A 22,410-nucleotide genomic window follows, 5' to 3' on the forward strand; every position below is an offset into this window, starting at 1 on the left:
GAACATCACCGGTCGGCCTTAATGATTTCGGTCATCGTGACGCCCAGGCGATCCTCGACGACGACGACCTCGCCGCGCGCAACCAGGCGCTCATTGACGAAGATGTCGATCGCCTCGCCGACGCGCCGGTCGAGCTCAAGCACCGCCCCCGGGCCGATCTGAAGCAGATCGCCGACCGCGATGCGCGAGGAGCCGAGCACGGCAGAGACCGTGACGGGAACGTCGAAGACCTGTTCGAGATCCTCGGCGGTCTTGATCGGCACGGGCCCGGAGCGAGCGACAGAGGCCGCGTTGTGGTCGAATGAGAGATCGGCCGGGCTCAGCGGCGGCAGGTTCAGATCGTTCTCCTGGCTCATAGCGATCCTCCCTGGGTGGCGTTGGACTGGGGCATATGGCCGAAGATGCTGCGCACGGCCTCTTCGACCTTCTGCCCGATCAAGGCGCTGTCGATGGCCATGCCGCCATCGGCCCATTCGATGCGGCCATCGCCCGGCCCGATATCGGATTGTCCCAGGACGACGAGGCGGCCGGCAAAGCCGGTTTCGCGGGCGAGCCCCGCGAGCATGCTCTCCATCGTCTCGACCGCGCTCTCGTGGACACGCACCACCAGATGCGGGGCGAGACGGGCGTGGCTCAGGCATTCGCGCACCACAGCTTCGATCCTCGCGAGCGGCCGCTCGGCCAAGGCCGCGCCGGCGAGGGTCTGCGCCGTCACGATGGCGACCTGGGCGGCCTGTTCCTCGATGGCGAAGGCACGCTTGTCCTCCTCGACGAGCAGGCGCTCGACCGATCGCACGAGATGGGCAAGCAGCCCGTTCAGCTGCGCGTCGGCCTCGCGCCGGCCCTGCTCCTGCCCGGCGGCAAACCCTTCCGAGCGCGCCGCCGCCAGATCCGCTTCGCTGACGGCACGCCGGTTGCCCTCGCGAAAATCGGTTCCGAACATGAATTTCTTGGCGGTGCTCATCGTCAGTAGACCAACTCGTCTTCGGAATTGCCCTTGGACAGAACGATCTCGCCCTTGTCGGCAAGGTCCTTCGTCAGGGTCACCATCTTGGTTTGGGCCTCATCGACCTCCTTCAGCCGGAGCGGCCCGAGGCTTTGCATGTCGTCTTGCATGTTCTTGGCGGCGCGCTGCGACATGGCGCCAAAGAAGAAGGCGCGCATGTCCTCGCTGGCGCCCTTCAGGGCCCGGGCCAGCACATCCTTGTCGACCTGCCGCATCAGGGTCTGCAGCCCGGCCTGGTCAAGCTTGGCGAGATCCTCGAAGGTGAACATCAGGGCGCGGATACGCGTTGCCGATTCCTGGTTGGACTCGTCAAGCGCCGACATGAAACGGATCTCGGTCTGGCGGTCGAAGCCGTTGAAGATCTCGGCCATCATCTCGTGCGGATCACGCCTGCGCGTCTGCGTCAGGGTCGCGACGAATTCCGAGCGCAGTGTGTTCTCGATGTGGTCGAGCGCTTCCTTCTGGACCGACTCCATCCGCAGCATGCGGGCGACCACTTCGATCGAAAGTTCGTTCGGAAGGTTGCGCAGGACATTGGCGGAATGCTCGGGCCGGATACGCGACAGGATCACGGCGATGGTTTGCGGGTACTCGTTCTTCAGGAAATTGGCGAGCACGACAGCGTCGATATTGCCGAGCTTCTGCCACATGTTTCGCCCGGCCGGACCGCGGATCTCCTCCATGATCAGCGCAACCTGATCGGAGGGCAGGATCTTCTCGAGCAGCGAAATGGTGCGGTCGAAGGAGCCGGTGATCGCGCCCGCGCTTGAGAGCTTGCTGACGAAATCCAGCATCAGCCGCTCGACCATGTCGGAATCGACCGTTCCGAGCTCGGCCATCGCGCGGGTGATGATGCGGATCTCTTCGTCGTCGAACTCCTGCCAGATGGGTCGGCCGTGATCCTCGCCGAGCACCAGCAGAATGACGGCAGCCCGCTGCGGCCCGCTCATACCCGCATAATTCATCGGCACCGGCGCGGGATCGTAGTCGGAGGCATCGCCTCCGTCGCTTCCGGAATTGCGTGTCGCGATGGATCGGGTTGCTGCCATGTCTCAGAGCCCCGTCACGCCGGCGCTTTTTCGTGAATCCAGCCGCGCAGCACCGCGACCGTATCGGCGGGATTCTGCGTGACCATTGCCCCGATCTTCTCGACCGACTGCGCCTTGAGCTGGCCCTTGATCTGCGCGATCGCCAGCATCCGCTCGGACGGCGCCTCGACCTCGACGGCCGTCACTTCTCCATTGGGGCCAATGACCCGCGGGCTCGCAGGGTCGCCTGTCCCATCCTCCTGGATCATTGCCACGCCGTTGCGCATGAAAGTCGGGATCGGGCGCACCGACTTGTCGCTTGCCAGCACCTGCTTCAGCAGCGGACGCACCACCACCATCAGCACGATCAGGGTCAGCAGCGAGATGACGCCCATCTCGAAGAGCCGAATGACGTCCTCCCGGGTGAAGGACATCAGCTGTTGCATCATCGTCTGCTCGGTGAGGTCGGCAACGGCCGGAGGAGCCTCGGCAAAGCGCAGATTGACGACCTCGACCTTGTCGCCGCGGGCCTGGTCGAAGCCAACAGCGGTGCGAACCAGCTGGTTGATGCGCTCAAGCTCTTCCGGGCTGCGCTGCTGATAGCCGAGTTCGCTGCCCTGGCCACGGGTATAGCTGCCATCGACCAGCACCGCGACGGAGAGCTTCTTGACCCTCCCACCCTCGAGGACCTCGGTCCGAGTCGTGCGCGAGATCTCGTAGTTCACCACCTCTTCGTTTTTGGCGGAGACATCGCGCTGGTTCTGGGCGTTCTGCCCCTGCTGCTGCGCGCCGGGCAACTCGTTGCCGACGGTGACGGCGCCGTTCTGCGCCTCGTTGGTGGCGGAATTCTCGGTACGATTCTGGCTGGACCGGATGACCTTGCTCTCGGGATCGAAGGTCTCGGACCGGCTCTCGATGCGATTGCTGTCAAGCGTGGCCGAAACCTGCACGCGCGCCCGCCCCTGGCCGACGATGCTCGCGACGATGTCCTCGATCTGTGTCTTGATCCGCTTCTCGATCGCGGTCTGCCGCTCGTCGAGCCCGAGCCCGGCCAGCCCCTGCTCACCCTGGGCGCCATCGGCCAGCAGCCGGCCGCGCTCGTCGACGATCGAGACGCGCTCCGGCTTCAGGCCGTCGACGGCGGAGGCCACGAGGTGACGAACCGCACGAACCTGGGCCGGATCGAGTTCGCCTGCGAGCTTCAGCGCGATCGAGGCGCGCGGGGGTTCGCGATCACGCTCGAACAGGCGCTTCTCCGGGATGACGAGGTGGACGCGCGCCGCCTGCACCCGGCCGATCGAGCGGATGGTCCGCGACAGCTCGCCTTCGAGCGCCCGCAGATGGTTGATGTTCTGGACGAAGCTGGTCGACGAGAAGGCATCGCCCTTGTCGAAGATCTCGTAGCCGACGCCGCCGCCGGAGGGGATGCCCTTGCCGGCAAGGTCCAGTCGCAGGCGCGGCACATCCGTCTTGGCGACCAGCACCGTCTGACCGTCGCTGCGCAGTTCGTATTTGATGCCCCGGGTATCGAGATCCTTCAGGATGGCGTTCACATCCTGGGTCGACAGATCCGAAAACAGCACGCTCATGGCGGGCTGAGACATCTTCAGCATGACGAAGCCGAAGAAGCCGACGAGTGCGAGCGTGACGGCCAGCATCGCCGCCAGCCGGGCCGCTCCGAATTTCGTAAACTGCTCGACGATCCCGTTCACGCCGTCATCCGTTTCACAACCCCGTCAGAGCAACGCGCGCAACGCCGCTCACTAGGCAAGTTTTTCCCAGTGCATGGTTAGCAACCCGTTAATTTCCGGGAGCGGGCTGTAAAGAATGCTGTTGATGGGCCTGTGTCTCGGCAGCCGTCGCCCGCCTCGCGGGCCGGCGTTCAGGAGCCCAGACCGGGCAAATCCCGTTTCCTCCGACCCCGATTATCGTCTAGACAGCACGCAACGTCGGAGGAGAACCGAGTGGCAGGCCAAGGCGAGCATCACGAATTCCGCTCCGGACACGGGGCTGTCGAGGGATCGAGCGATCGCTCGTTCGGGTTCGTCTTCACCGGCGTGTTTGCGCTGCTGGCCCTCTATAATGGCTGGCACCACGGCCGAGCGTGGCCATGGCTCGCCGGAATCGCCGCGGTCTTTCTCGGGATCACGCTGGTGCGCGCTTCGCTGCTCGCACCTTTGAACAAGCTGTGGACCCGCTTCGGACTGCTGCTCGCCAGCGTCGTCAACCCGATCGTCCTCGGACTTCTGTTCTTCGTCGTCTTCACGCCGATCGGCCTGCTGGCCCGGCTTCTCGGCAAGGATTTCCTGAGACTTCGGCGCAAGCCTGAAGTCGCGAGCTACTGGGTCCACCGCGATCCGCCGGGACCAGAGCCGCTCTCGATGAAAGATCAATTCTAATGGGACAGCACTGATGTCGTTTCTGAGAGAGTTCTTCCGCTTCATGAAGGCCCGGAAGAAGTTCTGGCTGATCCCGATCCTGCTGATCAGCCTGTTGTTCGGCGGCCTGCTCGTGCTGACGCATGGCAGCGCTGTGGCGCCCTTCGTCTACACCCTGTTCTGATCGGGCCCGCATGCGCGTTCTGGGGATCTCGGGTCTGTATCACGACAGCGCCGCCGCGCTCGTCGTCGATGGCACCATCGCGGCCGCCGCTCAGGAGGAGCGCTTCACCCGCAAGAAGCACGATGCCGATTTTCCGCATCGCGCGGTCGAGTACTGCCTCTCGGTTGCCGGCTGCGGATTGGACGAACTCGACGCGGTCGTCTTCTACGACAAGCCCTTCATCAAGTTCGAGCGACTTCTAGAGACCTATCTCGCTTTCGCCCCGCGCGGCTTCAGCTCGTTCCGCATGGCGATGCCGCTCTGGCTGCGTGAAAAGCTGTTCCAGAAGCACATCATCGGCAAGGAACTGCGCAAGATCGCGCTCGGCTTCGATGCCGAGAAACTGCTCTTCACCGAGCACCATCTCTCGCACGCGGCCTCGGCCTTCTACCCCTCACCTTTCGAGGACGCGGCCGTCCTGACCATGGATGGCGTCGGCGAATGGGCGACGATGACGCTCGCCATCGGCAAGGGCAGCGATCTCAAGATCCATAAGGAGCTGCACTTCCCGCATTCGCTCGGGCTGCTCTATTCGGCCATCACCTATTACATCGGCTTCAAGGTCAATTCCGGCGAGTACAAGGTCATGGGCCTCGCGCCCTATGGCGAGCCGCGCTACGCTGCCCTGATGCTCGAAAAACTGGTGGATCTGAAGCCGGACGGCAGTTTCCAGCTCGATCAGAGCTATTTCAACTACGCCACCGGCCTGACCATGACGAACGAGCGCTTCGCCGCGTTGTTTGGTCAGCCGGCGCGTGCGCCCGAACAGTTGTTGACCCAGTTTCACATGGACATGGCTGCCTCGATCCAGGCGGTGACCGAGGAGATCGTGCTCCGCCTCGCCCGTTCGGTGCGGGCCGAAACCGGCCAGAAGAACCTGTGCCTGGCGGGTGGCGTCGCGCTGAACTGCGTCGCCAATGGCAAGCTCCTGCGTGAGGGTGTCTTCGACGGCCTCTGGATCCAACCGGCGGCCGGCGATGCTGGCGGGGCGCTTGGCGCAGCGCTTGCCGGCTATCACCTTTTCGGTGGCCACCCGCGAAGGCTCAATCCAGGCGGCGGGGATTCAATGCTGGGCAGCTATCTCGGCCCCAGCTTCGCGCAAGCCGAGATCGAGGCCGAATTGACGACTGCCGGCGCGCGCTTCGAGGTTCTTGGTGACGACGCCCTGATCGAGGCCACCGCGCAGGCGCTGGCCGAGGGCAAGGCGGTCGGCTGGATGCAAGGCCGCATGGAATTCGGTCCGCGCGCCCTCGGCGGCCGCTCGATCCTCGGTGATCCACGTTCGCCGGCGATGCAGAAGACGCTGAATCTCAAGGTCAAGTACCGCGAGAGCTTCCGCCCCTTCGCGCCATCGGTGCTGCGCGAGGATGTCGGGACCTGGTTCGAGCTCGATACGGACTCGCCCTATATGCTGCTCGTCGCCGATGTGCGCAAAGAGCGCCGCCGCGACATGACCGAAGCCGAGAAGGCCCTCTTCGGCATCGACAAGCTCAACGTGCCGCGCTCCGACATTCCGGCCGTGACCCATGTCGATTATTCCGCACGCATCCAGACGGTGCATGAGGATACCAACCCGCGCTATCATGCGCTGCTCAGCCGCTTCAAGGATCTGACCGGCTGCCCGGTTCTGGTCAACACGAGCTTCAACGTGCGCGGCGAGCCCATCATCTGCAACGCCACCGACGCCTTCCGCTGCTTCATGGGGTCGGAGATCGAGGTCCTCGTCGCCGGCAACTGCATCCTCCGCAAGGAGGTGCAGGATCCCGGCCTCAAGCTCGATTACAAGGAAGCCTTCGAGCTCGACTGAAACGCAAAAGGCGCGCCTCGCAGCGCGCCCTTTGTGCCCGGACAGGACCGATCTGGCAAAGCGCGAGCGCTCCGCTCCACCGGTTTACTGACGATAATGCTGGATGCGCGTGGTGCGCAGCCCGGCGAGCCCGTGCTGGTCGATCGACATCTGCCAGCTCAGGAACTCGTCGACAGTCAGGGTATAGCGCTGGCAGGCCTCTTCAAGGCTGAGCAGGCCACCGCGCACGGCAGCAACCACCTCAGCCTTACGCCGGATGACCCAGCGGCGCGTATTCATTGGCGGAAGATCGGCAATCGTCAGCGGACTTCCGTCCGGGCCGATCACATACTTCACCCGCGGTCGCAACGGCTCGGTCATGATACACTCACACAACTCAACAGACCTAGTTGTGTTGACCTTAAGACCGCGGCTTTAAGAATTGCCTAAAGCGATAGCGCCGGATTTCGGTATCGGCACGAATGCTCACTGCCCCCGCACCACGGTCTTCACCTTGTCGATCGGAACGCTGATGGTGCCGATCTTGAGCATCGGGATCGAGCTGGTGAAGTCGACGCCGTCGACCACACCGCTGATCTGGGTCTTGGCGGTCATCGCCTGCCCGGTGGTGTCCTTGGCATCGATGCTGATGGTGTAATCGCCCTCAGGCGCATTCACGCCGGTCGAGGTCTTGCCGTCCCACTTGTAGGTCTGGTCGCCCGCATCGAGGTTTCTGGTCAAGGTCTGGACGACGCTACCGGTGGAATTCTTGATGGTGATGGTCGCGGAACCGCCCCTCGGGGCGTTGAGCTTCCATGAGGCGGCGCCGTCCTTCAGCCGCGCCGTCGTGCCCTCGGCCGTAATGGTCGCGCCGATGAAGCCCACCGCATTGGTCGCCGTACTGGCGGCGCTGAGGCCGAGCAGCGAGCCCAACGTCTCGTTGGTCTTGAGTTGCTGCTCGACGCCGGCGAACTGCACGAGCTGCGCCGTGAACTGGTTGGTGTCGAGCGGGTCGAGCGGACTCTGGTTCTTGAGCTGGGTCGTCAGCAGCGTCAGGAACTGATCGAAATTATTGGCGATCGAGCTTCCGCCGCCGCTGACATTGGTAGCGGAGCCGGTGCCGGTGCTCGATGAGGTGTTGGAAACGGTCATGATCCGCCCCTTCAGATGCTGAGGTCGACGCCGCCGAGCCTGACGAGGCGGCGGATGGGCGCAGGCTGCGCCGGAATGGCTGAGGCATCGCCGAGCTCGGCGGCATCAGGCTGGATGCGGGCACGGCGCGGCGCCTCGTCATCCTGCCGCTGCTGGCGGAAACCGGGCTGATCGTTCGGATCGCGCAATGTGATATCGACGCCGCTATCCGAGGGTTTGAGACCGGCCTGCTCGAAGGCCCGCTCAAGCGTCCGCGCATCCCGCTGAAGCAGGTGCAGGGTCTCCACACGGTCGACGACCAGTTTTGCGCTGACCTCGCCCTTCTCGGAGATCTCGAGATTGACGTCGACGCGGCCAAGTTCAGGCGGGTCAAGCCGAATATCGAAGCGCTTGCTGCCGGCAAGGGCACGCAGACCGATCTCGATCGGGACGACATGGAGCGGTGTCGGCTGGCCGTCAGCCATGCCGCGATGCATGCTGGCCGAAGGCTGCTGCGCCGCCTTGGCCGGGTCGATATCAGGCAGACCGGCAATGCCCTCCGGTTTGCCGGAAGGCGGCGCCACAACCGCGGACAGCTCGATCGGCATCGGAGCCTGCTGCACGGCCTCAACCGGCTTGAACAGGTCGGCGAGCGTCTGTCCCGCGGCGACTGTGGTATTGGCCGGGCCGGTCGCAGTTTCCTTTGATGCGGCGACCGTCGGTCCCGCATGCGGTTTCTCCGCCGGCTTGCCGGTCTCGTCGCCTTCGGAGGTCGACGCGGCAGCATCGATTGCGGAAACAGCAGCCATGACAGGCGCCTCGGCAGCCGGGGCGGCTGTCACAATGATCTGGGTCGGCATAGCTGCCTGCGCCATCCCGGCGGGAATCCCCTGAGCCGCCTTCGTCCCACCTGGAACGGCTTCATTGCCGATGCCTGCCGCAGAGATGTCGCCGCCGACCAACGGCAGAGCAACGACAACCGGGATGGCCGCCGCCGTGGGAATTGGCATCACGACAGCGGCCTCGACAGGCTTGTCAGCGGAGGCGGCTTCCTTTGGCTCGGATTCCGTCGAATTTTCTTCGGCACTAGGTTTGCCCGCGACGGCGGCCTTGCCGGCGGCGGCCTGTTCGGCAACGACAATGGCGACGAGCGCGCCGATATCCGGCTTGGGCTGGGTCGCGGTCGGAGCTGCCTCATTGGCCTCCGCCGCCGGCACCACCGCGGTGGTCCCCTTGAGCAGCACCGCGGGCTGCATCGCCCCCAGCGCGGAGGCGGCTGCCTTCTGCTCCTGTGTCGCACTGGCCTTGCCGCTTGCCTCCGGCTTCATCGCCGCGGCGTCGTCCTTCGCCGCGGCCGGCACCTCCTGGTCGCCGCCGCCCTCAGGCAGGCTGAATGGCGCGGCCGCACCATCGGAGCCGCGCTCTGGCGCACGGCGGCGCGACGCAGCCTGCTCGGCATTGGGCGAGGCGACTGAGGAGGAGACGGCAGACATCAGGTAAATCCGGACCGCGGGCAGGAACATGCCCAGGCCGCGAGCAGCAAGTCTCGCGCCAGGACGCCGTTCCTTTGTTTTCAAGGCGGTAGCAGCCATGCCCAGGCCGTTCGCGGCAAGATTCGCCTTGCCCTCTCCGGTGAGGCGGCAGGATTTGCCGATCGCTCACTGGCCCGCCACTGTCAAAGCCGGTATAGAACCGCCACATAGTCGCCTTCGCCAGGATGATCCCGCTCGCCATGACCTCCCCCCTCAACTCCCTCGACATCGCCAAGCCGCCCGCGGCGACGCGCGTCGTCGCGGCGATGTCCGGAGGCGTGGACTCGTCCGTGGTGGCCGCCCTGCTCAAGCGCGAAGGCTATGATGTCGTCGGCGTGACCCTGCAGCTCTACGATCACGGAGCCGCTGTCCATCGGGCCGGGGCCTGCTGCGCGGGACAGGACATTCATGACGCCCGCCGCGTCGCCGAGACGATCGGCATCCCGCATTATGTTCTCGATTATGAGAGCCGCTTCCGCGACGCCGTGATCGAGCGCTTTGCCGAGAGCTATCTCGCCGGCGAGACGCCCATTCCCTGCGTCGAGTGCAATCGCACCGTCAAGTTCCGCGACCTGCTCGGGCTCGCCCGCGAACTCGGCGCCGATGCGCTGGCGACGGGACACTATGTCGTCAGCCGGGCCCTTGGCAACGGCCATCGCGGCCTCTTTCGCGCCGCGGACGAAGCCCGCGACCAGAGCTATTTCCTTTATGCGACGACGCAGGATCAGCTCGACCTGCTGCGTTTCCCGCTGGGCGAAATCGACAAGGCTCAGACCCGCGCCCTTGCCGCCGAGCTCGGCCTGGCCATCGCCGACAAGCCAGACAGCCAGGACATCTGCTTCGTGCCGAATGGCCGCTATGCCGACGTCATCGAACGGCTAAAGCCCGGTGCTGCGCGCCCCGGCGACATCGTCCATCTCGATGGACGCGTGTTGGGCCGCCATGAAGGTGTCCTTCGCTACACTGTCGGACAGCGCAAGGGGCTGGGGATCAGCACGACGGAACCGCTCTATGTGCTGAGGCTCGATGCCGAACAGGCGCGCGTGGTCGTCGGACCGCGCGAGGCTCTCGGCGTGCGTGAAGTCCGGCTGCGCGATCTCAACTGGATCGGCGATGTCGCACTGGACGCCCTGCCGCCTGAAGGCCTCGATGTGGCGGTGCGTGTCCGCTCGACCCGCGCCCCGCGCGAAGCCCGGCTGCTGCGTGACGATTTTGGCCTCATCATCGTGCTCGCGGGCGAGGAGGAAGGCGTCTCTCCCGGCCAGGCCTGCGTGATCTACGACCATGCCGGATCCGGTGCGCGTGTCCTGGGTGGCGGCACCATCATCTCGCCTGCAGCCCAGGCTGCGGCTGCCCGGCTCGAGCTTGCCCTCGCAGCCTCGTGACTGCGGCTCCACCTCCCCCACCCACGCCACTCCGATCCAGTCGAGCTGCCCTATGCCTGTGACCTATGACCTCGAAGGCCAGAAGCGGGTCTATGCCACCTGGGCAAAGTTCTACGACAAGGTCTATTTGCGGCTGCTCGCCCGCGCCCAGCGCGAAGCCGTTGCGGCCGCGTGTGCCTGTGGCCCCGATATTCTCGAGATCGGCGTCGGCACCGGCCTGACGCTTGCCTATTTCACGCCGGACCGCCGTGTGCTTGGCGCCGATCTCTCGCTCGACATGCTGAAAGTGGCCAACCGCAAGGTCGCCAGTCAGGGACTGAAGCATGTGAAGGGGCTGATGGTGATGGACGCCTGCCGCCTCGGCTTCGGCGACGAGCGCTTCGATGCTGTGACGGCGCAGTTCGTCATCACACTGGTGCCAAACCCCGAACAGGCACTCGATGAAATGGACCGCGTCCTGAAGCCCGGTGGCGAGATCATCATCTCAAGCCGATTGGTCGACGACAGTGCGCTGACAGCGCCGCTCTGGGCCGCGCTCGCGCCGATCGCCAAGGCGATCGGCTGGAGCACGGATTTCAAGGTCCGTCGGCTGACGGATTGGGCCGCGCGGACAGGCCGCTACGACACCGTCCATGTCGGCAAGGGCTACTTCAAGGTCGTCAGACTGAGAAAGCGCCCGGCAAAGGCCTGAAGCCCGGCCGAGCGCAGTTACTCAGCGAAACCTGCGCTCAGCGATACTTGCTGGAGGAGGCCGGCGCGTTCGCCGCTTGCGGCGCAAAGCCGAAGCAGCCCTTCTGCACCATATTCGGATCGTTCTGCTCAGCCATCCTCTGGCAGAAGCTCAGACGCGTGCAGTAATCGGCGGCAATCCCCATGCCCGAGCCGAGCACGCCGAACTGGGTCTTGTAGGCGCAGGATTGCTGCCAGGGTTCGGCAGCCTGCACCGCGGCGGGAGTGATCATCACAAAGGGCGCGGTCACCAGCGATAGCACAGCTGCGGCAGCGAGCAGGCTCCTTCGGGCGAGCAGCTTCAAACCCATCGAGAAGCTGAACTGTTCTTGTACGAGCGAGCTCATATGCGAGGACTCCTGGATCATGGCCTCGCGAGCGACAGCGCACTGCGGCAACGGCAGCAACATGCAGCCCAGCCAGCGATGACCAACATTTGTACCCCTTTCATGTGAGCTAGGCATGGCTTGGCCGGGATCAAGCGTCCCGTCATTGCAGGAATGCATGGCGGACCCTGGACAATTGCCATGTCTGCCTCCGGGAAAGCCGCCCGCATCTGTGTAAAGGATGTGAAGCATGCACCAGCAGGCTTGACGGCTCACTGCTGTGCCCCCTATATCCGCGCCATCGCAAGCCGCTGGCGCCATTGTCGCTGGTCTTGGGGCGGGGTAGCTCAGCTGGTTAGAGCAGCGGAATCATAATCCGCGTGTCGGGGGTTCGAGTCCCTCTCCCGCTACCAACTTTCTCTAAGAAAGATCAAAGACTTAGAGAAAAGCGAGGCGAAACCAGACGCCTCGAACGACTTGCAACACGTTGCAGATTCCCGCCGATTCCGCCTGTTTTCGAGTGTTGCAATTGAGTCCATGCAACACGCTGCAACACGGATTCACGCTAGTTCCGCGTGTCGCGCGGCGTTCCGCTGAAAGAAAACCCGCCACCCACCGCCCTAATTCGAACACGTCGCCCCAGCACATCGCGCGACCGTCACAGCGATGCGGCGGAGGACGCCGGGCCATGTTAAAGCCCCCCAGCCCCGCGGCTCGGCGTCCGTCTTCATCGGGCTAGGCTCCCCCCTCGCCATACGAGCGGATAACATTGCGTCCGTTGGCAACGCCCGGCGTCACCTCAAATCGCTTAAATCTCAACTCGTCGGTGTGCTCGGGATTGGGGACTCCCACGGCCCGCCGAAGCGCCGCGAAGTGTCGCTGGCCGTCGGCCTGGCCCTCGCCTTCCAACGCCATCTCCAGATCGAGCGGGCAGCAGTCGAATTCACCGCCACCGACCTGGCACTTGAGTAGCAGCTGCATGGCGCTGCCCACCGCGTCGGGCTCGTAGGCGCTCTCGACAATCTCGAGGTCGTAGCGCCCGGCAGGAAGCACTGTGCCGCCCGCCTGATTGTATTCATAGGTATTATCCTACAACTCAAGCACCTCAACATGCTTATTCATAGCCATATCCCCAGATCGCTAAAGCGCCGCCATGGCGCGACGAGCTAATGACGCACGAACCTCTAGGGATTCGCAATAGGTAATTTCAGTAAATTCACAATATCGACGTTTTACGTCAAAACTGACGACGTTTGACGTCAATTATCAAAATCATTTGTAATGAGTTGCTTGTTTTACAAATTAGTTGCTTTAATGATACCTCGTACTTGACCGCGCCGGCCTGTCCAAAGGCGGACGACTAGACGCCGCACGGGCCGGCATGCCGCACGATGGGACCGAGAATTGCGTTGGGGAAGGCGCGAGACGCGGCCGCTAGAAGAGCGTTTGTCCATGACGGCGTTGAGTATTCCTTATCTCATTTAGACGAGAGGATATTCACCGTTGCAGACGCCAGCGGAATTGAGAGAAAGATTCTTGTAACATTCTCAGACCATTGCTTCACTTGCGAAGGAAATGGCGATGGGGATACCGCCCCTAAATTTCATACGACGGAACGCGTAGACGGACGATTTTCATTCGAACGGTATAAATTATCGCTTGGAATCGGCACTCAAATTGACTTCCAATCACTCGGCAATGTCTGGTCCGGCGATAGAGAAAGATTCTTAGTTGTCCGTGGCGGCTATAGTGATCTGACCGTGCACTATGTCTTGCCCTTCTCACTCGATCCGGTGAAGGGATTAGGCGTTCACTTGCACATGCGCATTCGCAGCGCTCACCCACGCGATGAGAATCCAATCGCTACATTCGGCAGCGTCAGCTTTCCAACGCTAGTCAAGCTTCGAATTGCGCGCAAACAACCGCCGCGAAACTGGGTCACGATATGTGGAATATGGCTATCCACCGCGACCCGCCCGCGTGCCGATACATCCACGGTCACACCGGCGAGGTAGTAGGTCCGCCCACATTCAATCGTCGGCGATCTCACCGCCAAATTTTAAATGAAACGCGTGGGCTTGGCGCTCTGAAGAAAAACTGACGCGAATGCGATGCCGGGCAGGCTGCATGCTGACTTTGGCTTGGTGTGGAATGTGCCGTTCGGCGAGCCAAATGCCGACGCCGAACAATTGCTCGTTGAGCGTGTCGGCATCGAGCGCGAGGTTGACGGCGTAGTGGGCCGCGCGTCCGGCGTCCGGAACTATCGCGATAAGCCGATCCGACATGGGCATTATCCCCTGCCAAGAGTCCGTCAGCCTCCGCATAAGCGATCTAGATGATATTGGGATGACGGGACGCACCGTCAATGTCATTCACGGATCGAGCGGCCGTCCCGGCCCGCGGTCGGGCATGACGGCTAGGGACCCGCGCCACGCTGTGGATGCCGACGTCTGAGCGCTGGAATTCCGCCCAATTCGCGAACCACAAAACGGAGCCCGCCGGACCTTGGATAGGTTGGGTGCCGCTGGCGCGCTGGGTCAAGTGGAGCGCCAGCGGCGTCATATTCCGTGCTGTGCCATGTGTGCCGTTTGAGCCACGGAGGCTAACCGTTCGCGCCCGATGAACGCGTTTCCGCTTGTTGCTCCCCCGCGTTCGCGCAAGCCTGTCTTGCCGCGTGGAGGAGTTGCTCATGGAAGCGCAGTCAAAATCGTCCGACGAGACAATTACCCGTTGTCATGGGATGCTGATCCGGGCGGCGATCGTCGTTGTAATCGCTGCAGCGACAGTCCTTCCGCTCATCAGGTGAGCGTCGTGAGCGAACCGCCCGGGTAGTATCAGTGCGCTTTAGCAGTGCGCTTTAGCTTCGGCCCATCGAGCGGCCAAATGGCCCTCTCAGCGTTCGCGATGATCGCGATGCTGCTCGTGGCTTGGTGGCAGGGAAAGCTGGGCTAGAACAGCGTTTCCTTGGGTGGCTTCTCCGGCGCCTCTGGCTTTAGCGGCTCGATCGTGCTCGCGTTATCGTCGCCTTCGCCCGCCTTGTTGACGCGCTTCAAGACGATCCACTCTTGCAGCGCCCGCGTCGGCATGCCCAGCCGGCGACGAAGCCGCAGCAGCGGCCAGCCAATCCCAGCACCCTCCGGAAGTGGGTGCGCGCGCTCGGGCCGCGCGATAGGGTCCCGATTTCCCCAGACGATCCCGACATTCCGTTCTGATCGAGGTGCGGCCATGGAAACAGTTCAGGACGCCATGTTTGAAGGCGCTACGGATCTGTCCATCCATTGCGAGGAATGCCGGTTCGACCGCGTCGTGGACCTTCGGAAGCTGCCGGGACTGATGGGGGAGCAGCCACTTAGCACTCTGCATGAACGTCTGAAGTGCAAGCGCTGCGGGTTGCGGCCCAAACCCGATCACGTCAAGCTCGAGAAGCCTCCAATCTAACGCACACGCCGGTCCCCTGGATGAATGGACTGGACGTCTTCCGCGCCGTCGAGCGCGTCGAGCAGTTGACGGGCTGCCTTGAGGATACGCCGGAGGAAGCCGAGTTGATCCGGCTCGTTTCGGCGCTTTAGGCTTGGCTCGTTGCGCACCCCTACGAGCACGAAAAGAGCCCGCCAGCTCCCTGAGGAACCGGCGGGTGAGTGATCAGGGGCAGACATCAGCGGGAAATTCCCGCGGCTTCATCGGGCCTCTGTGAGAGATAGCGCGGCGGCTATGGTCGGCTCACCCGCGCCTCACGCGACAGCGCGAGCTTAGCGAGGCGGTCGAACGCCCTCGAGGATTTGCCGGATCACCCGGATTGTGGTCACTCAGGAAACGAGGCTGACACATGAGAGCGCCGACCACGTCCATTACCGTGGTGAGGCCGCTGTAGAGGTCGATCGCGTCGCTGAGCGAGAGGGGCTTGGCAGGATTAGCCGCGATCTTGGCAGCGAATGCCGTAGACTCGCCAGTTACCGTGCGGCAGGATCGGCGCACTGGGAGGCGAGCAATGACGCAGACGCAATTCCAATTCTGACATGGTACACTCCTGCTGATGATCCGCTTCGTCGAAATCGCTGTGCTCGCTATCGCGGCGGCGTTCTGCGCCGGGGCCGCGTATTACCGAAGCCCCCCTGACCCTTGCGGTGCGTCAGGGTCGGCGGCTCAGATAATATGCGGCGGTAGACTGTGATCCGCTTCGTTCACGTCACGCGACAAGCCGTATCAGGAATAGCCGGGGCTACTGGCTTTCCAGGCGGAGAACATCGTCGGCGTCCGCCTCCTCCCGAAGCCCCTTGAACCACGCGTGCCGCAGCTTCTGGTCCGTGGTCCAGCCTCGGAATTCGATCTCGGCAACCAGGGTCGGCTTTACCCATCGCATCCCGCGCCTCGCTGACCGGTCCGCGGACCGTCTCGGCCACGGGGCCAACACGCAGGATATGACGCGCGCGCACAACTGCTACTCCACTGGCGAAGAGCAGCCCCGCCGGCTGGGGGGTGGGTTGTACGCGGGGCTTCTCCTAGGCCGTATCGACGCTGGTTGAGAGCATCAACACGCCTAGCGAACCCATGGCGGAACCAGCGGTTCCGCGTGGTGATTACTATTTCACTCGCTCAAGATCCTCTCGGTCCTTTCGACCGCATGTACCTTTGGGATTGCGACGATTGAACGGAACGGCAGCGCCTCTCCCGCGACTCACTCGGTACTGCTACTCCTTAAGCCGCCCGCATTCCTTCGCGGCCTCCTCGAAGGCTTCCCGCGCGTCGTCAGCAGTCCCCTCGCCATGGATTGCCGCCAAGCATGCGCGCGCAGCGTGTTGCCACTTCGGGCCTGCGCCTAGTGTTTTCCAGTCGAGCAGGGCTTCCCCAGCCCGCTCGGCGTTGGTGACAGCATAAGTCACCTCCACCCGGTCGCCCCGGACGATCACAGGAGGGTTGAACCATTTCAGCGGCATCGGAGCATTCTGAACGGATCGATCGGAAAAGCCAGACGCCCGAATGCAAAAAGATCGGGTTGTTGGGGCTCCGGCCGCCCGTTGATACGGGATGACGGAGAGCGGTCTTCCGGTCAGGCTCCATCGATCCAACCGGTCAGGAGGCCTRCCATGGAGCTGTTCGTCGGTCTTGATGTGTCTGTTCGCACCACCAGCGTCTGCGTCAWGGATGCGGGCGGCAAGCTGATCCGGGAGAGCAAGGTCGAGAGCGAGCCGGAGGCGATCGGCGAGCTGCTTCATGCGATCGGCGGGCCGTACAAGCGGGTGGGGCTGGAGGCCGGACCACTGTCGCAGTGGCTCTACAGCGGCCTGGCAAGCGCGGGGTTTCCCGTGATCTGCGTCGAGACGCGGCGAACAGTCTCCGCATCTGCGCCTGATCATCGAGCCGCTTCTCGAGGTGCGGCGGGTGCWGCGGGAGCAGTTCCAGCATCTGCACAAAGCGATGGGGCGGCTGGCCGAGAGCGACGAAACCTGCAAGCTGCTGATGACGGCGCCGGGGTCGGTCCGATGGTCGCGCTGAGCTTCCGGGCCGGCGTCGACGAGCCGGCTCGCTTCGGCCGATCGCGCTCGGTTCCGGCCCATTTCGGGCTGACGCCCTCGCGCTATCAGTCGGGAGAGATCGATCGGGATCGCGGCATCTCGAAGTGCGGCGATGCCGGGATCCGCTGGGCGCTGGTCGAGGCCGCCGGGATCCTGCTGCGGATCTCGAAGAAGAGCTCGCCGCTGAAGACGTGGGGGCTTGGCGAAGGACGCGGCGACAGCGTCGACTTCCGCGCCCATCTTCGCCATTCCGTTCGCTTTGCCCAACGCAGCAGCGGCCTTGTCAACCGCCTTCATCTTGCCGGCAATCGAGTCGAACGTCTTTCCCATCTTGTCGACGGCCTCGATAATGGCGCGGGCGCGCATGTCAGACATGTTGGATTCCTATGCGCACGAAGGCGCTGTCGCGTGAAAAAAGAATGAGTAGAAAGCGGCTTCTTCCAGGCTGATCAGGCCGTAAATCGGCACGGGCTTTTCCAGCTCATGCAGCCCGGTGCGAAGCAGGTAGGTTGAGCGCTTCTTGACCAGCACGACGTTTACGGTCCCGGCCGGCGTCTATTCCCTGCTGGTCGAGGGATGGGGGGCGGGTGGCGGAGGTGGTTCCGGTAACGGCACTGCGCAGTCCGGAGGAGGTGGCGCGGGCGGCTCGTACTTCTCCGTCTTCGTTGCCGTGGCGCCTGGCCAGACCATCCCGATCACGGTTGGCACGTCGGCTGCTGCTCCGGCCGTCGGCGCGGATGGCACTGCGGGCGGGGCGACATCCGTCGTCGTCGGAGCCTCGGCCTACACGGCACCGGGCGGCGGTGGCGGCCAGTCAGGCGGTAATGGTGCACTCGGAGGCGCTCCGACTAACTCCAGCGGCGGCGACGAAAACATAACAGGCGGACAAGGCGGAACTACTTCTCCGCGTCAGTCGGTGGTCGTGGCGGCAGAGCCCGCGCGGCGGCTCGGGCTCCGGCTCCAATGGCAACGCCCCCGGTGGCGGCGGTGGTGGCGGCGGGCCGCTGACCCAGGGGCGCATCGGCGCGAACGGCCAGGTCAAGATCACCTACTGAGGAACCTGCCTCCGCCCCTGGCGGCGCTCCGCTCCCTATGGCGGCTTAGTGACGGCCGTCACCGACGGCGCCACTTCCTCCCGGTATTCAGATCGCCAGCCGCGTTAGCGCTTTATGCATCAGCTCGAAAACGTCTGGCGGAACGAGGGCCACCGCTGCCAAACAGGCCAGAGCTGCGGTTCCGATCCATCTGGTCGCATTGATGCTCATTAGAATCGCGATGAAACCCGCCAGGCCGATTTTTGCGCTAGCCAGGTGGGGCAACGAAATGGGGAGGAGAAAGACCGATGCGAAAACTGCGGCGGCTCGCGCAGCCCTTGGCAACGCGACGGTGAAAAGCTTTTCGGCCAATACGTCTTCGGCACCGAGCTCGCTCATAACAAAGCCTCCCGTCAAAAACGTTTCATGGTGGCAATCGTTGGCTTTTATTTCTAAACAATTCATTACGGTAACGAAGTAACGGTTCGCGGACCGCGATCAACGCGCGAACCTACTATCGTTTACGTGTCCATGGAAGCAATCGCCCATTACGATGGGCGATTGACTTGCCGCGACGCAACACGCGACGCGAGCCCAATGGCGCAACCTTCGTCAAATCTGGAGCGTCTGAATGAACACACGCGAGGGGCAGGCCCCGCTGCTGGCGATTGGTTAATTCGTACCGTCATAGAGCAGCGCGAAGCAGGAGTTGCCCTGCAGATCGCCGATGCCAAGCGCTCCGCCGTGCCAGGCAACGATCGTCTTGGCGCCAAGGCCGTTGACGTTGATTGTCGGCGTAGGGGTGGCGTTCGCGCTCGCGGCCTTCTTGACCATGATCGGAAAGGGAGCCGCGTAGGCGGCTGGAGTCCGAAATGAATATCTACGAACAGCAGGCGCAGATTGCTCGCGCCAGAGCCGACGCCGTTTCAGCATCCCGAGCGAGGCACGAGGCCATCACTGAATCCGCGGAGGGAAAGCGCACGCCAACCATGGCTCGTCACTTCGCGTTCATGACCGAAATCGAGCCCGCGGCGGCACGCGCTGCCATGGCGGTGTTGCCGGCCGAGAACGCGAACGTCCGCGCCTCCGAAGCTGCGAAAGCCGGCTGGGCGAAGGCTGCGGCAAAACAGAATGCTGGACGATCGATGGCTTAGGCTCGCGGTTTCACGCAGCAGTTTAGACTTCACCTTTTGCTGCCGCCATGTCGCGCCGGCAGCCCCCCTTGGGCGAGCTGAGGCTCTCACCGGGGGGTGGACGAATCCAGGCGCGCCTCGGCTAACTCATTTGAGCGCTAAAGCTCAATAGTTTCAACGTCATCATTCGGCGTATCGATCATCCTAACGGATGATCCTGCCAAAGCGACGAACCAATTTTTCGCCGGCCTGGCCGCACGCTTTTCCCTCATTTCAGGAGAATCCCATACTTTACCAGCCCCCCCACCGGCATGCCGGCGGATTCGCCAAATGTCGGTGCCAACCCCGGGCTCGGCATTGTCGGTTCCAAAGTTCCGCCGAAGGCCATTGAACACCATCAGCGTGTGCTGATCGCGCTTATCACGAATGCCGGCATGACACCGTCGGAGGCCGACCTGGCACAGGTCTCCAAGGCCGTTCAATCCGGAAAGCTCAACTATGGGGTAGACGCGGGCTCTGCCGACGCGCTTGCGGTGACTTTGCGACCTGCCCCAAGCGGGTCTGTGTACCGCTGTGATGTTAGGGATTGCGTCACTGACCCGTGGCCGCGCGGTAGTTTCGGAGAATGCCCCCGAGATGCGGCTCCACGGGAGCGGCAGCAAGGACCGCGATTGCGGCCTCAACCCCTAGATCTGTGGAATCAGCCAGGTGCGTTGCCAGCGCCTCTCGTCCGGTTGTGGCGTCGGCGTTCAGGATCGCTTTGGCACGAGCGCGTGCCCTCTCAGTAAGGGCTTCCATTTCATAATCCATTCTGCGGCAATGCCGCGATGCGAAGCAGGTGCCGGCGCGGTCAACCGCCCACTGTGTTGGGTTTGGCCGCTAGCCGGCCGTCGGCCGGAGGGGCTCGTACGTCACCACGGGTGAGCGAGTGCCGAGTGTGGCGGCGGGGGTCCGCGGCGTGGCAAGTTGTTCAACTGCGGCAGCGACACTCTCGACGCGAGCCCAGGACGCGCCCTCGCCAGCGCGCAGTCCCGGGAGCGAAACGCTGGCAATGAGCGACGGGACAGTGAGGCCTGGAATGGCCGGCAGCCGTTCCGTGCGCACGAAGGTGCGTTTAGCGGAGGGAACAATGTCGTCCTCGTGCAAGAAAACGAGCCCTTCACGAAAGGTGCCGAATGGCTTGCGGGGCGCATCAAGGATCGGCTCATCGGCTCTGGAACGGGACAAGGTTCGAATATGAGCGGCGGCATGTGGTCCTCCTCCCAGCAGAAGGCCGCATAGTCGAGCTCCGCCCATTCGTTGGCTTCGGGGCTTCCAGGGCGCGCGTCCTCGATCTCGGCCACGCGCTGCCGAGCCGCCAACCATTCCAGGGTATCGGTGATGGCCATCGCGCCCCGCATCGTCAGTGCCGCGTCGCCTCGTTGTCATTGAACCCGACGCACCGTGCCTCGCGGAGCCAGTGCCAAGGGTCGCCGGCGGATTGCTCGACCAGCCAGAGCTGCGGCTTGCCGTCGCCCGGCAGGAAGAAGGCGTAGTCCTCGCCATTCGCCAGGCGATAGGGCGGATCGAAAACAACCAGCTTCTGCACCTCGCCGATGTTCAATTGGACCCGGCTCAACTCGAAATTCCCGCCGCAGGCGATGATCTGCTCGGCCTCGCGGCCAGATAGGGCAGGTAAGCGACGGCAGCATAGCTTGACTCCTTGGGGTGCTTGGTTGTTCTAATTTTGTTCTCATTCGAGCGCGAGTCAAATGTCATCTTCCGATGTCGATCAGGCCCACCATTCCGCCGACCCTAGAGACGGATCACCGGCACTATCCGTGGATCGTGCTTCGCTTTCGCTGCGATTACTGCAAGCGCTGGGCCGACGGGGGCCTGGCGGCCTGTGCGGAGAAATCGGCACCGCGATGATACTGGGCTGGCCCATTCGGGACTTTGACAGCGTCCCGCAGTCGGGCGTCTTGGTTCATGAAAAATCGGTTGTTAGCCCGGGCCGTTAGCCGACCTTCAGGCCTTCTGCATTTGGGTACACTGTCCTCGAGTTAAAGCCGCACGTTCGAATCGTGTCGGGCGCGGAATTTCGGTTCAAACCTGCGAACCGCAAGCCCATCGACCATCCGGAAGTTGATTATCCTCCTGAGGAAAACTCGAAAGCGCCAGTGTCAATGATTCGACAGGTAGAATGGCGAGCCGGCGCTTCTGAAGCGTTCGACGGCTCTCCCGATGTGGTCGCGCATTAAGCTCGCATTCTTGACCATTGATTCGACGCCGCGCTCAGCCCAGAGCTGACGGGCAGAGCATAGCTCAATCTTCGCGTCGACAACGGACAGCCATAGCACGGTGCCTACGCTCTCCAATCCGATCCAAACTATGTTCCGATCCCGAAGGAGCCGTCGGGGGAATGTGATGGGGGAAGCGGCGCTGATACTTCGCGATCAGCTTCGAATCAAAGGTGTCTTCCCGGTCACGCGGTATCCGCAACTCCACCTTCGAGCTCCCGCCCCGACCCGTCTCCTTCGAAGCGTTGCGGCGAGGAGGCTTCCCGGCAGCAGCCTCACCGTGTCCAGGTCCGCTGACAGAACCCCGTTCGCAGCGCCTTCTTCAGCTCGTTGACCAAGGTTTGCCGATCGGCTTACTGCATGATTCGGACTTGCGGCCAGCGATAACGTTATTGTCTATTGCGTGAGCCAACCGCAGGCTTGTTAAAGCATCAGATTTAACAGGATTTTGACAAGAAACATTATTGTTCTGGCGCCAATGATACGCCGCCCGAGTAAATAAGTATTTGACTCAAATAATGGCTCTAGAGCCGCCTAGGCTTGCCGGATTTGAGATTCGATTCTAGCTGATTACTAAGTTAACTGGGCGAAATCCAAGCATTAATTGGAATATTAATCTTTTATATATCAATTATATTCACTGATGACGCCGGACTGCGGCATGTACCGTGTCTGGTTATCTCTATAATTCTTCGGCCTGCAGGTAACGTAGATGTGGCTTGATGGCCACAGGGGGTCGACAATTGGCCCCGGCGCGGTGATTGAGGTTGATCGGCCACCCGGCTTTCGTATTGTGGAGATGCGTCGGGACGTTCCCGGTCGCTGTTTTTCGTCTTCGCCTCTGAATGGTTCAGGGACGTGGGCGAAAGACCGGGATAGGCGGGTTCGCCGGTTTGGTCTCCTGGGGCCGATCGTCAAGAACACGCC

General features: G+C 63.0%; 24 protein-coding genes, 1 tRNA gene and 1 pseudogene. 9 read left to right on the forward strand and 17 right to left on the reverse strand.

Annotated elements, in window-relative coordinates; all coding sequences use genetic code 11:
* Positions 1–5: 5 nt before the first annotated feature.
* The 4 genes from fliN to fliF all read right to left on the reverse strand — a co-directional run bounded on the left by fliN (position 6) and on the right by fliF (position 3,746).
* On the reverse strand, positions 6–356 hold the full coding sequence (fliN, locus tag AC1DGP_RS06260) for a flagellar motor switch protein FliN (RefSeq protein ID WP_113510893.1): 351 nt from the start codon (positions 354–356) through the stop codon (positions 6–8).
* The gene (locus AC1DGP_RS06265; RefSeq protein ID WP_441489568.1) at positions 353–964 is read right to left on the reverse strand and encodes a FliH/SctL family protein; all 612 of its coding nucleotides are present in this window, start codon (positions 962–964) and stop codon (positions 353–355) included. Before AC1DGP_RS06265 ends, fliN begins: the two co-directional genes overlap by 4 nt.
* Before the next feature lie 2 nt (positions 965–966).
* Positions 967–1,971 (reverse strand): flagellar motor switch protein FliG, encoded by a 1,005-nt coding sequence (gene fliG / locus AC1DGP_RS06270; protein WP_441477659.1) that lies wholly within the window; start codon positions 1,969–1,971, stop codon positions 967–969.
* Between the two features lie 98 nt (positions 1,972–2,069).
* A complete protein-coding gene (gene fliF, locus AC1DGP_RS06275; protein ID WP_476775247.1) occupies positions 2,070–3,746 on the reverse strand; it encodes a flagellar basal-body MS-ring/collar protein FliF in 1,677 nt (558 codons plus the stop codon).
* A 252-nt stretch (positions 3,747–3,998) separates the two neighbouring features.
* Here fliF and AC1DGP_RS06280 point away from each other — a divergent pair, with 252 nt between their 5' ends.
* The 3 genes from AC1DGP_RS06280 to AC1DGP_RS06290 are packed head-to-tail and all read left to right on the forward strand — an operon-like array spanning position 3,999 to position 6,442.
* Positions 3,999–4,433, forward strand: a complete 435-nt coding sequence (locus AC1DGP_RS06280) for an SxtJ family membrane protein (RefSeq protein ID WP_441489570.1) — start codon at positions 3,999–4,001, stop codon at positions 4,431–4,433.
* 13 nt (positions 4,434–4,446) lie between these two features.
* Complete coding sequence (locus AC1DGP_RS06285) at positions 4,447–4,596, forward strand: DUF5989 family protein (RefSeq protein WP_162835449.1); 150 nt, start codon at positions 4,447–4,449, stop codon at positions 4,594–4,596.
* A 10-nt stretch (positions 4,597–4,606) separates the two neighbouring features.
* Positions 4,607–6,442, forward strand: coding sequence for a carbamoyltransferase family protein (locus AC1DGP_RS06290; RefSeq protein ID WP_476831845.1), 1,836 nt, complete (start codon positions 4,607–4,609; stop codon positions 6,440–6,442).
* Between the two features lie 84 nt (positions 6,443–6,526).
* Here the strand turns inward: AC1DGP_RS06290 and sciP are convergent, their stop codons facing one another.
* From sciP to AC1DGP_RS06305, 3 genes are all read right to left on the reverse strand, one after another.
* Positions 6,527–6,802, reverse strand: a complete 276-nt coding sequence (gene sciP / locus AC1DGP_RS06295; protein WP_038359348.1) for a CtrA inhibitor SciP — start codon at positions 6,800–6,802, stop codon at positions 6,527–6,529.
* 105 nt (positions 6,803–6,907) lie between these two features.
* Positions 6,908–7,573, reverse strand: a complete 666-nt coding sequence (locus AC1DGP_RS06300) for a flagellar hook assembly protein FlgD (RefSeq protein WP_476831846.1) — start codon at positions 7,571–7,573, stop codon at positions 6,908–6,910.
* An 11-nt stretch (positions 7,574–7,584) separates the two neighbouring features.
* On the reverse strand, positions 7,585–9,045 hold the full coding sequence (locus tag AC1DGP_RS06305) for a flagellar hook-length control protein FliK (RefSeq protein ID WP_476831847.1): 1,461 nt from the start codon (positions 9,043–9,045) through the stop codon (positions 7,585–7,587).
* Between the two features lie 239 nt (positions 9,046–9,284).
* On the opposite strand from AC1DGP_RS06305, the gene mnmA reads away from it, so the two are divergent.
* Positions 9,285–10,469, forward strand: coding sequence for a tRNA 2-thiouridine(34) synthase MnmA (gene mnmA, locus AC1DGP_RS06310; RefSeq protein WP_476831848.1), 1,185 nt, complete (start codon positions 9,285–9,287; stop codon positions 10,467–10,469).
* 52 nt (positions 10,470–10,521) lie between these two features.
* Positions 10,522–11,160, forward strand: coding sequence for a class I SAM-dependent methyltransferase (locus AC1DGP_RS06315; RefSeq protein ID WP_441489575.1), 639 nt, complete (start codon positions 10,522–10,524; stop codon positions 11,158–11,160).
* A 37-nt stretch (positions 11,161–11,197) separates the two neighbouring features.
* Here AC1DGP_RS06315 and AC1DGP_RS06320 read toward each other — a convergent pair whose 3' ends face one another.
* Complete coding sequence (locus AC1DGP_RS06320) at positions 11,198–11,545, reverse strand: hypothetical protein (protein WP_476831849.1); 348 nt, start codon at positions 11,543–11,545, stop codon at positions 11,198–11,200.
* Positions 11,546–11,860: 315 nt separating this feature from the next.
* Here AC1DGP_RS06320 and AC1DGP_RS06325 point away from each other — a divergent pair.
* Positions 11,861–11,937, forward strand: a tRNA-Met gene (locus AC1DGP_RS06325).
* A gap of 322 nt (positions 11,938–12,259) precedes the next feature.
* Here AC1DGP_RS06325 and AC1DGP_RS06330 read toward each other — a convergent pair.
* The 5 genes from AC1DGP_RS06330 to AC1DGP_RS06350 form a co-directional block, all read right to left on the reverse strand.
* On the reverse strand, positions 12,260–12,577 hold the full coding sequence (locus tag AC1DGP_RS06330; RefSeq protein ID WP_476831850.1) for a hypothetical protein: 318 nt from the start codon (positions 12,575–12,577) through the stop codon (positions 12,260–12,262).
* 977 nt (positions 12,578–13,554) lie between these two features.
* Positions 13,555–13,809 carry a hypothetical protein gene (locus AC1DGP_RS06335; protein WP_476831851.1) on the reverse strand — a complete coding sequence of 85 codons (255 nt, stop codon included), beginning with the start codon at positions 13,807–13,809 and terminating at the stop codon, positions 13,555–13,557.
* Positions 13,810–14,472: 663 nt separating this feature from the next.
* On the reverse strand, positions 14,473–14,751 hold the full coding sequence (locus AC1DGP_RS06340; RefSeq protein WP_476831852.1) for a hypothetical protein: 279 nt from the start codon (positions 14,749–14,751) through the stop codon (positions 14,473–14,475).
* Positions 14,752–15,743: 992 nt separating this feature from the next.
* Complete coding sequence (locus AC1DGP_RS06345) at positions 15,744–15,935, reverse strand: ATP dependent DNA ligase (RefSeq protein WP_476831864.1); 192 nt, start codon at positions 15,933–15,935, stop codon at positions 15,744–15,746.
* A 277-nt stretch (positions 15,936–16,212) separates the two neighbouring features.
* The gene (locus tag AC1DGP_RS06350) at positions 16,213–16,458 is read right to left on the reverse strand and encodes a DUF982 domain-containing protein (protein ID WP_476831853.1); all 246 of its coding nucleotides are present in this window, start codon (positions 16,456–16,458) and stop codon (positions 16,213–16,215) included.
* Positions 16,459–16,608: 150 nt separating this feature from the next.
* Here AC1DGP_RS06350 and AC1DGP_RS06355 point away from each other — a divergent pair, with 150 nt between their 5' ends.
* Both AC1DGP_RS06355 and AC1DGP_RS06360 read left to right on the forward strand, forming a co-directional pair.
* Positions 16,609–17,460 carry a transposase gene (locus tag AC1DGP_RS06355; protein WP_476831854.1) on the forward strand — a complete coding sequence of 284 codons (852 nt, stop codon included), beginning with the start codon at positions 16,609–16,611 and terminating at the stop codon, positions 17,458–17,460.
* Between the two features lie 97 nt (positions 17,461–17,557).
* Positions 17,558–18,295, forward strand: coding sequence for a glycine-rich domain-containing protein (locus AC1DGP_RS06360; protein WP_476831855.1), 738 nt, complete (start codon positions 17,558–17,560; stop codon positions 18,293–18,295).
* On the opposite strand, the gene AC1DGP_RS06365 is transcribed toward AC1DGP_RS06360, so the two are convergent.
* Positions 18,180–18,470, reverse strand: a complete 291-nt coding sequence (locus AC1DGP_RS06365) for a hypothetical protein (RefSeq protein WP_476831865.1) — start codon at positions 18,468–18,470, stop codon at positions 18,180–18,182. The two genes, AC1DGP_RS06360 and AC1DGP_RS06365, sit on opposite strands and share 116 nt — an antisense overlap.
* Before the next feature lie 273 nt (positions 18,471–18,743).
* A complete protein-coding gene (locus AC1DGP_RS06370) occupies positions 18,744–18,905 on the reverse strand; it encodes a hypothetical protein (protein ID WP_476831856.1) in 162 nt (53 codons plus the stop codon).
* Between the two features lie 38 nt (positions 18,906–18,943).
* Between AC1DGP_RS06370 and AC1DGP_RS06375 the strand changes: the two genes are divergently transcribed.
* Positions 18,944–19,225, forward strand: coding sequence for a hypothetical protein (locus AC1DGP_RS06375; protein ID WP_476831857.1), 282 nt, complete (start codon positions 18,944–18,946; stop codon positions 19,223–19,225).
* A gap of 1,381 nt (positions 19,226–20,606) precedes the next feature.
* On the opposite strand, the gene AC1DGP_RS06380 is transcribed toward AC1DGP_RS06375, so the two are convergent.
* Both AC1DGP_RS06380 and AC1DGP_RS06385 read right to left on the reverse strand, forming a co-directional pair.
* Complete coding sequence (locus AC1DGP_RS06380) at positions 20,607–20,822, reverse strand: hypothetical protein (RefSeq protein ID WP_476831858.1); 216 nt, start codon at positions 20,820–20,822, stop codon at positions 20,607–20,609.
* A gap of 791 nt (positions 20,823–21,613) precedes the next feature.
* A pseudogene (locus AC1DGP_RS06385) lies at positions 21,614–21,736 on the reverse strand (transposase); the annotation flags it as partial.
* Positions 21,737–22,410: the final 674 nt, after the last annotated feature.

It is taken from the genome of Allobosea sp. 05T433 (assembly GCF_056396065.1).

Excerpts from the sequence above, each read along its gene's own strand:
- fliN (WP_113510893.1), bottom strand. The coding sequence starts at position 356 with ATGAGCCAGGAGAACGATCTGAACCTGCCGCCGCTGAGCCCGGCCGAT.
- AC1DGP_RS06265 (WP_441489568.1), bottom strand. The coding sequence starts at position 964 with ATGAGCACCGCCAAGAAATTCATGTTCGGAACCGATTTTCGCGAGGGC.
- fliG (WP_441477659.1), bottom strand. The coding sequence starts at position 1,971 with ATGAATTATGCGGGTATGAGCGGGCCGCAGCGGGCTGCCGTCATTCTG.
- AC1DGP_RS06285 (WP_162835449.1), top strand. The coding sequence starts at position 4,447 with ATGTCGTTTCTGAGAGAGTTCTTCCGCTTCATGAAGGCCCGGAAGAAG.
- AC1DGP_RS06290 (WP_476831845.1), top strand. The coding sequence starts at position 4,607 with ATGCGCGTTCTGGGGATCTCGGGTCTGTATCACGACAGCGCCGCCGCG.
- sciP (WP_038359348.1), bottom strand. The coding sequence starts at position 6,802 with ATGACCGAGCCGTTGCGACCGCGGGTGAAGTATGTGATCGGCCCGGAC.
- AC1DGP_RS06300 (WP_476831846.1), bottom strand. The coding sequence starts at position 7,573 with ATGACCGTTTCCAACACCTCATCGAGCACCGGCACCGGCTCCGCTACC.
- AC1DGP_RS06305 (WP_476831847.1), bottom strand. The coding sequence starts at position 9,045 with ATGTCTGCCGTCTCCTCCTCAGTCGCCTCGCCCAATGCCGAGCAGGCT.
- mnmA (WP_476831848.1), top strand. The coding sequence starts at position 9,285 with ATGACCTCCCCCCTCAACTCCCTCGACATCGCCAAGCCGCCCGCGGCG.
- AC1DGP_RS06315 (WP_441489575.1), top strand. The coding sequence starts at position 10,522 with ATGCCTGTGACCTATGACCTCGAAGGCCAGAAGCGGGTCTATGCCACC.
- AC1DGP_RS06320 (WP_476831849.1), bottom strand. The coding sequence starts at position 11,545 with ATGAGCTCGCTCGTACAAGAACAGTTCAGCTTCTCGATGGGTTTGAAG.
- AC1DGP_RS06335 (WP_476831851.1), bottom strand. The coding sequence starts at position 13,809 with ATGTCGGATCGGCTTATCGCGATAGTTCCGGACGCCGGACGCGCGGCC.
- AC1DGP_RS06340 (WP_476831852.1), bottom strand. The coding sequence starts at position 14,751 with ATGGCCGCACCTCGATCAGAACGGAATGTCGGGATCGTCTGGGGAAAT.
- AC1DGP_RS06350 (WP_476831853.1), bottom strand. The coding sequence starts at position 16,458 with ATGCCGCTGAAATGGTTCAACCCTCCTGTGATCGTCCGGGGCGACCGG.
- AC1DGP_RS06365 (WP_476831865.1), bottom strand. The coding sequence starts at position 18,470 with ATGAGCGAGCTCGGTGCCGAAGACGTATTGGCCGAAAAGCTTTTCACC.
- AC1DGP_RS06370 (WP_476831856.1), bottom strand. The coding sequence starts at position 18,905 with ATGGTCAAGAAGGCCGCGAGCGCGAACGCCACCCCTACGCCGACAATC.
- AC1DGP_RS06375 (WP_476831857.1), top strand. The coding sequence starts at position 18,944 with ATGAATATCTACGAACAGCAGGCGCAGATTGCTCGCGCCAGAGCCGAC.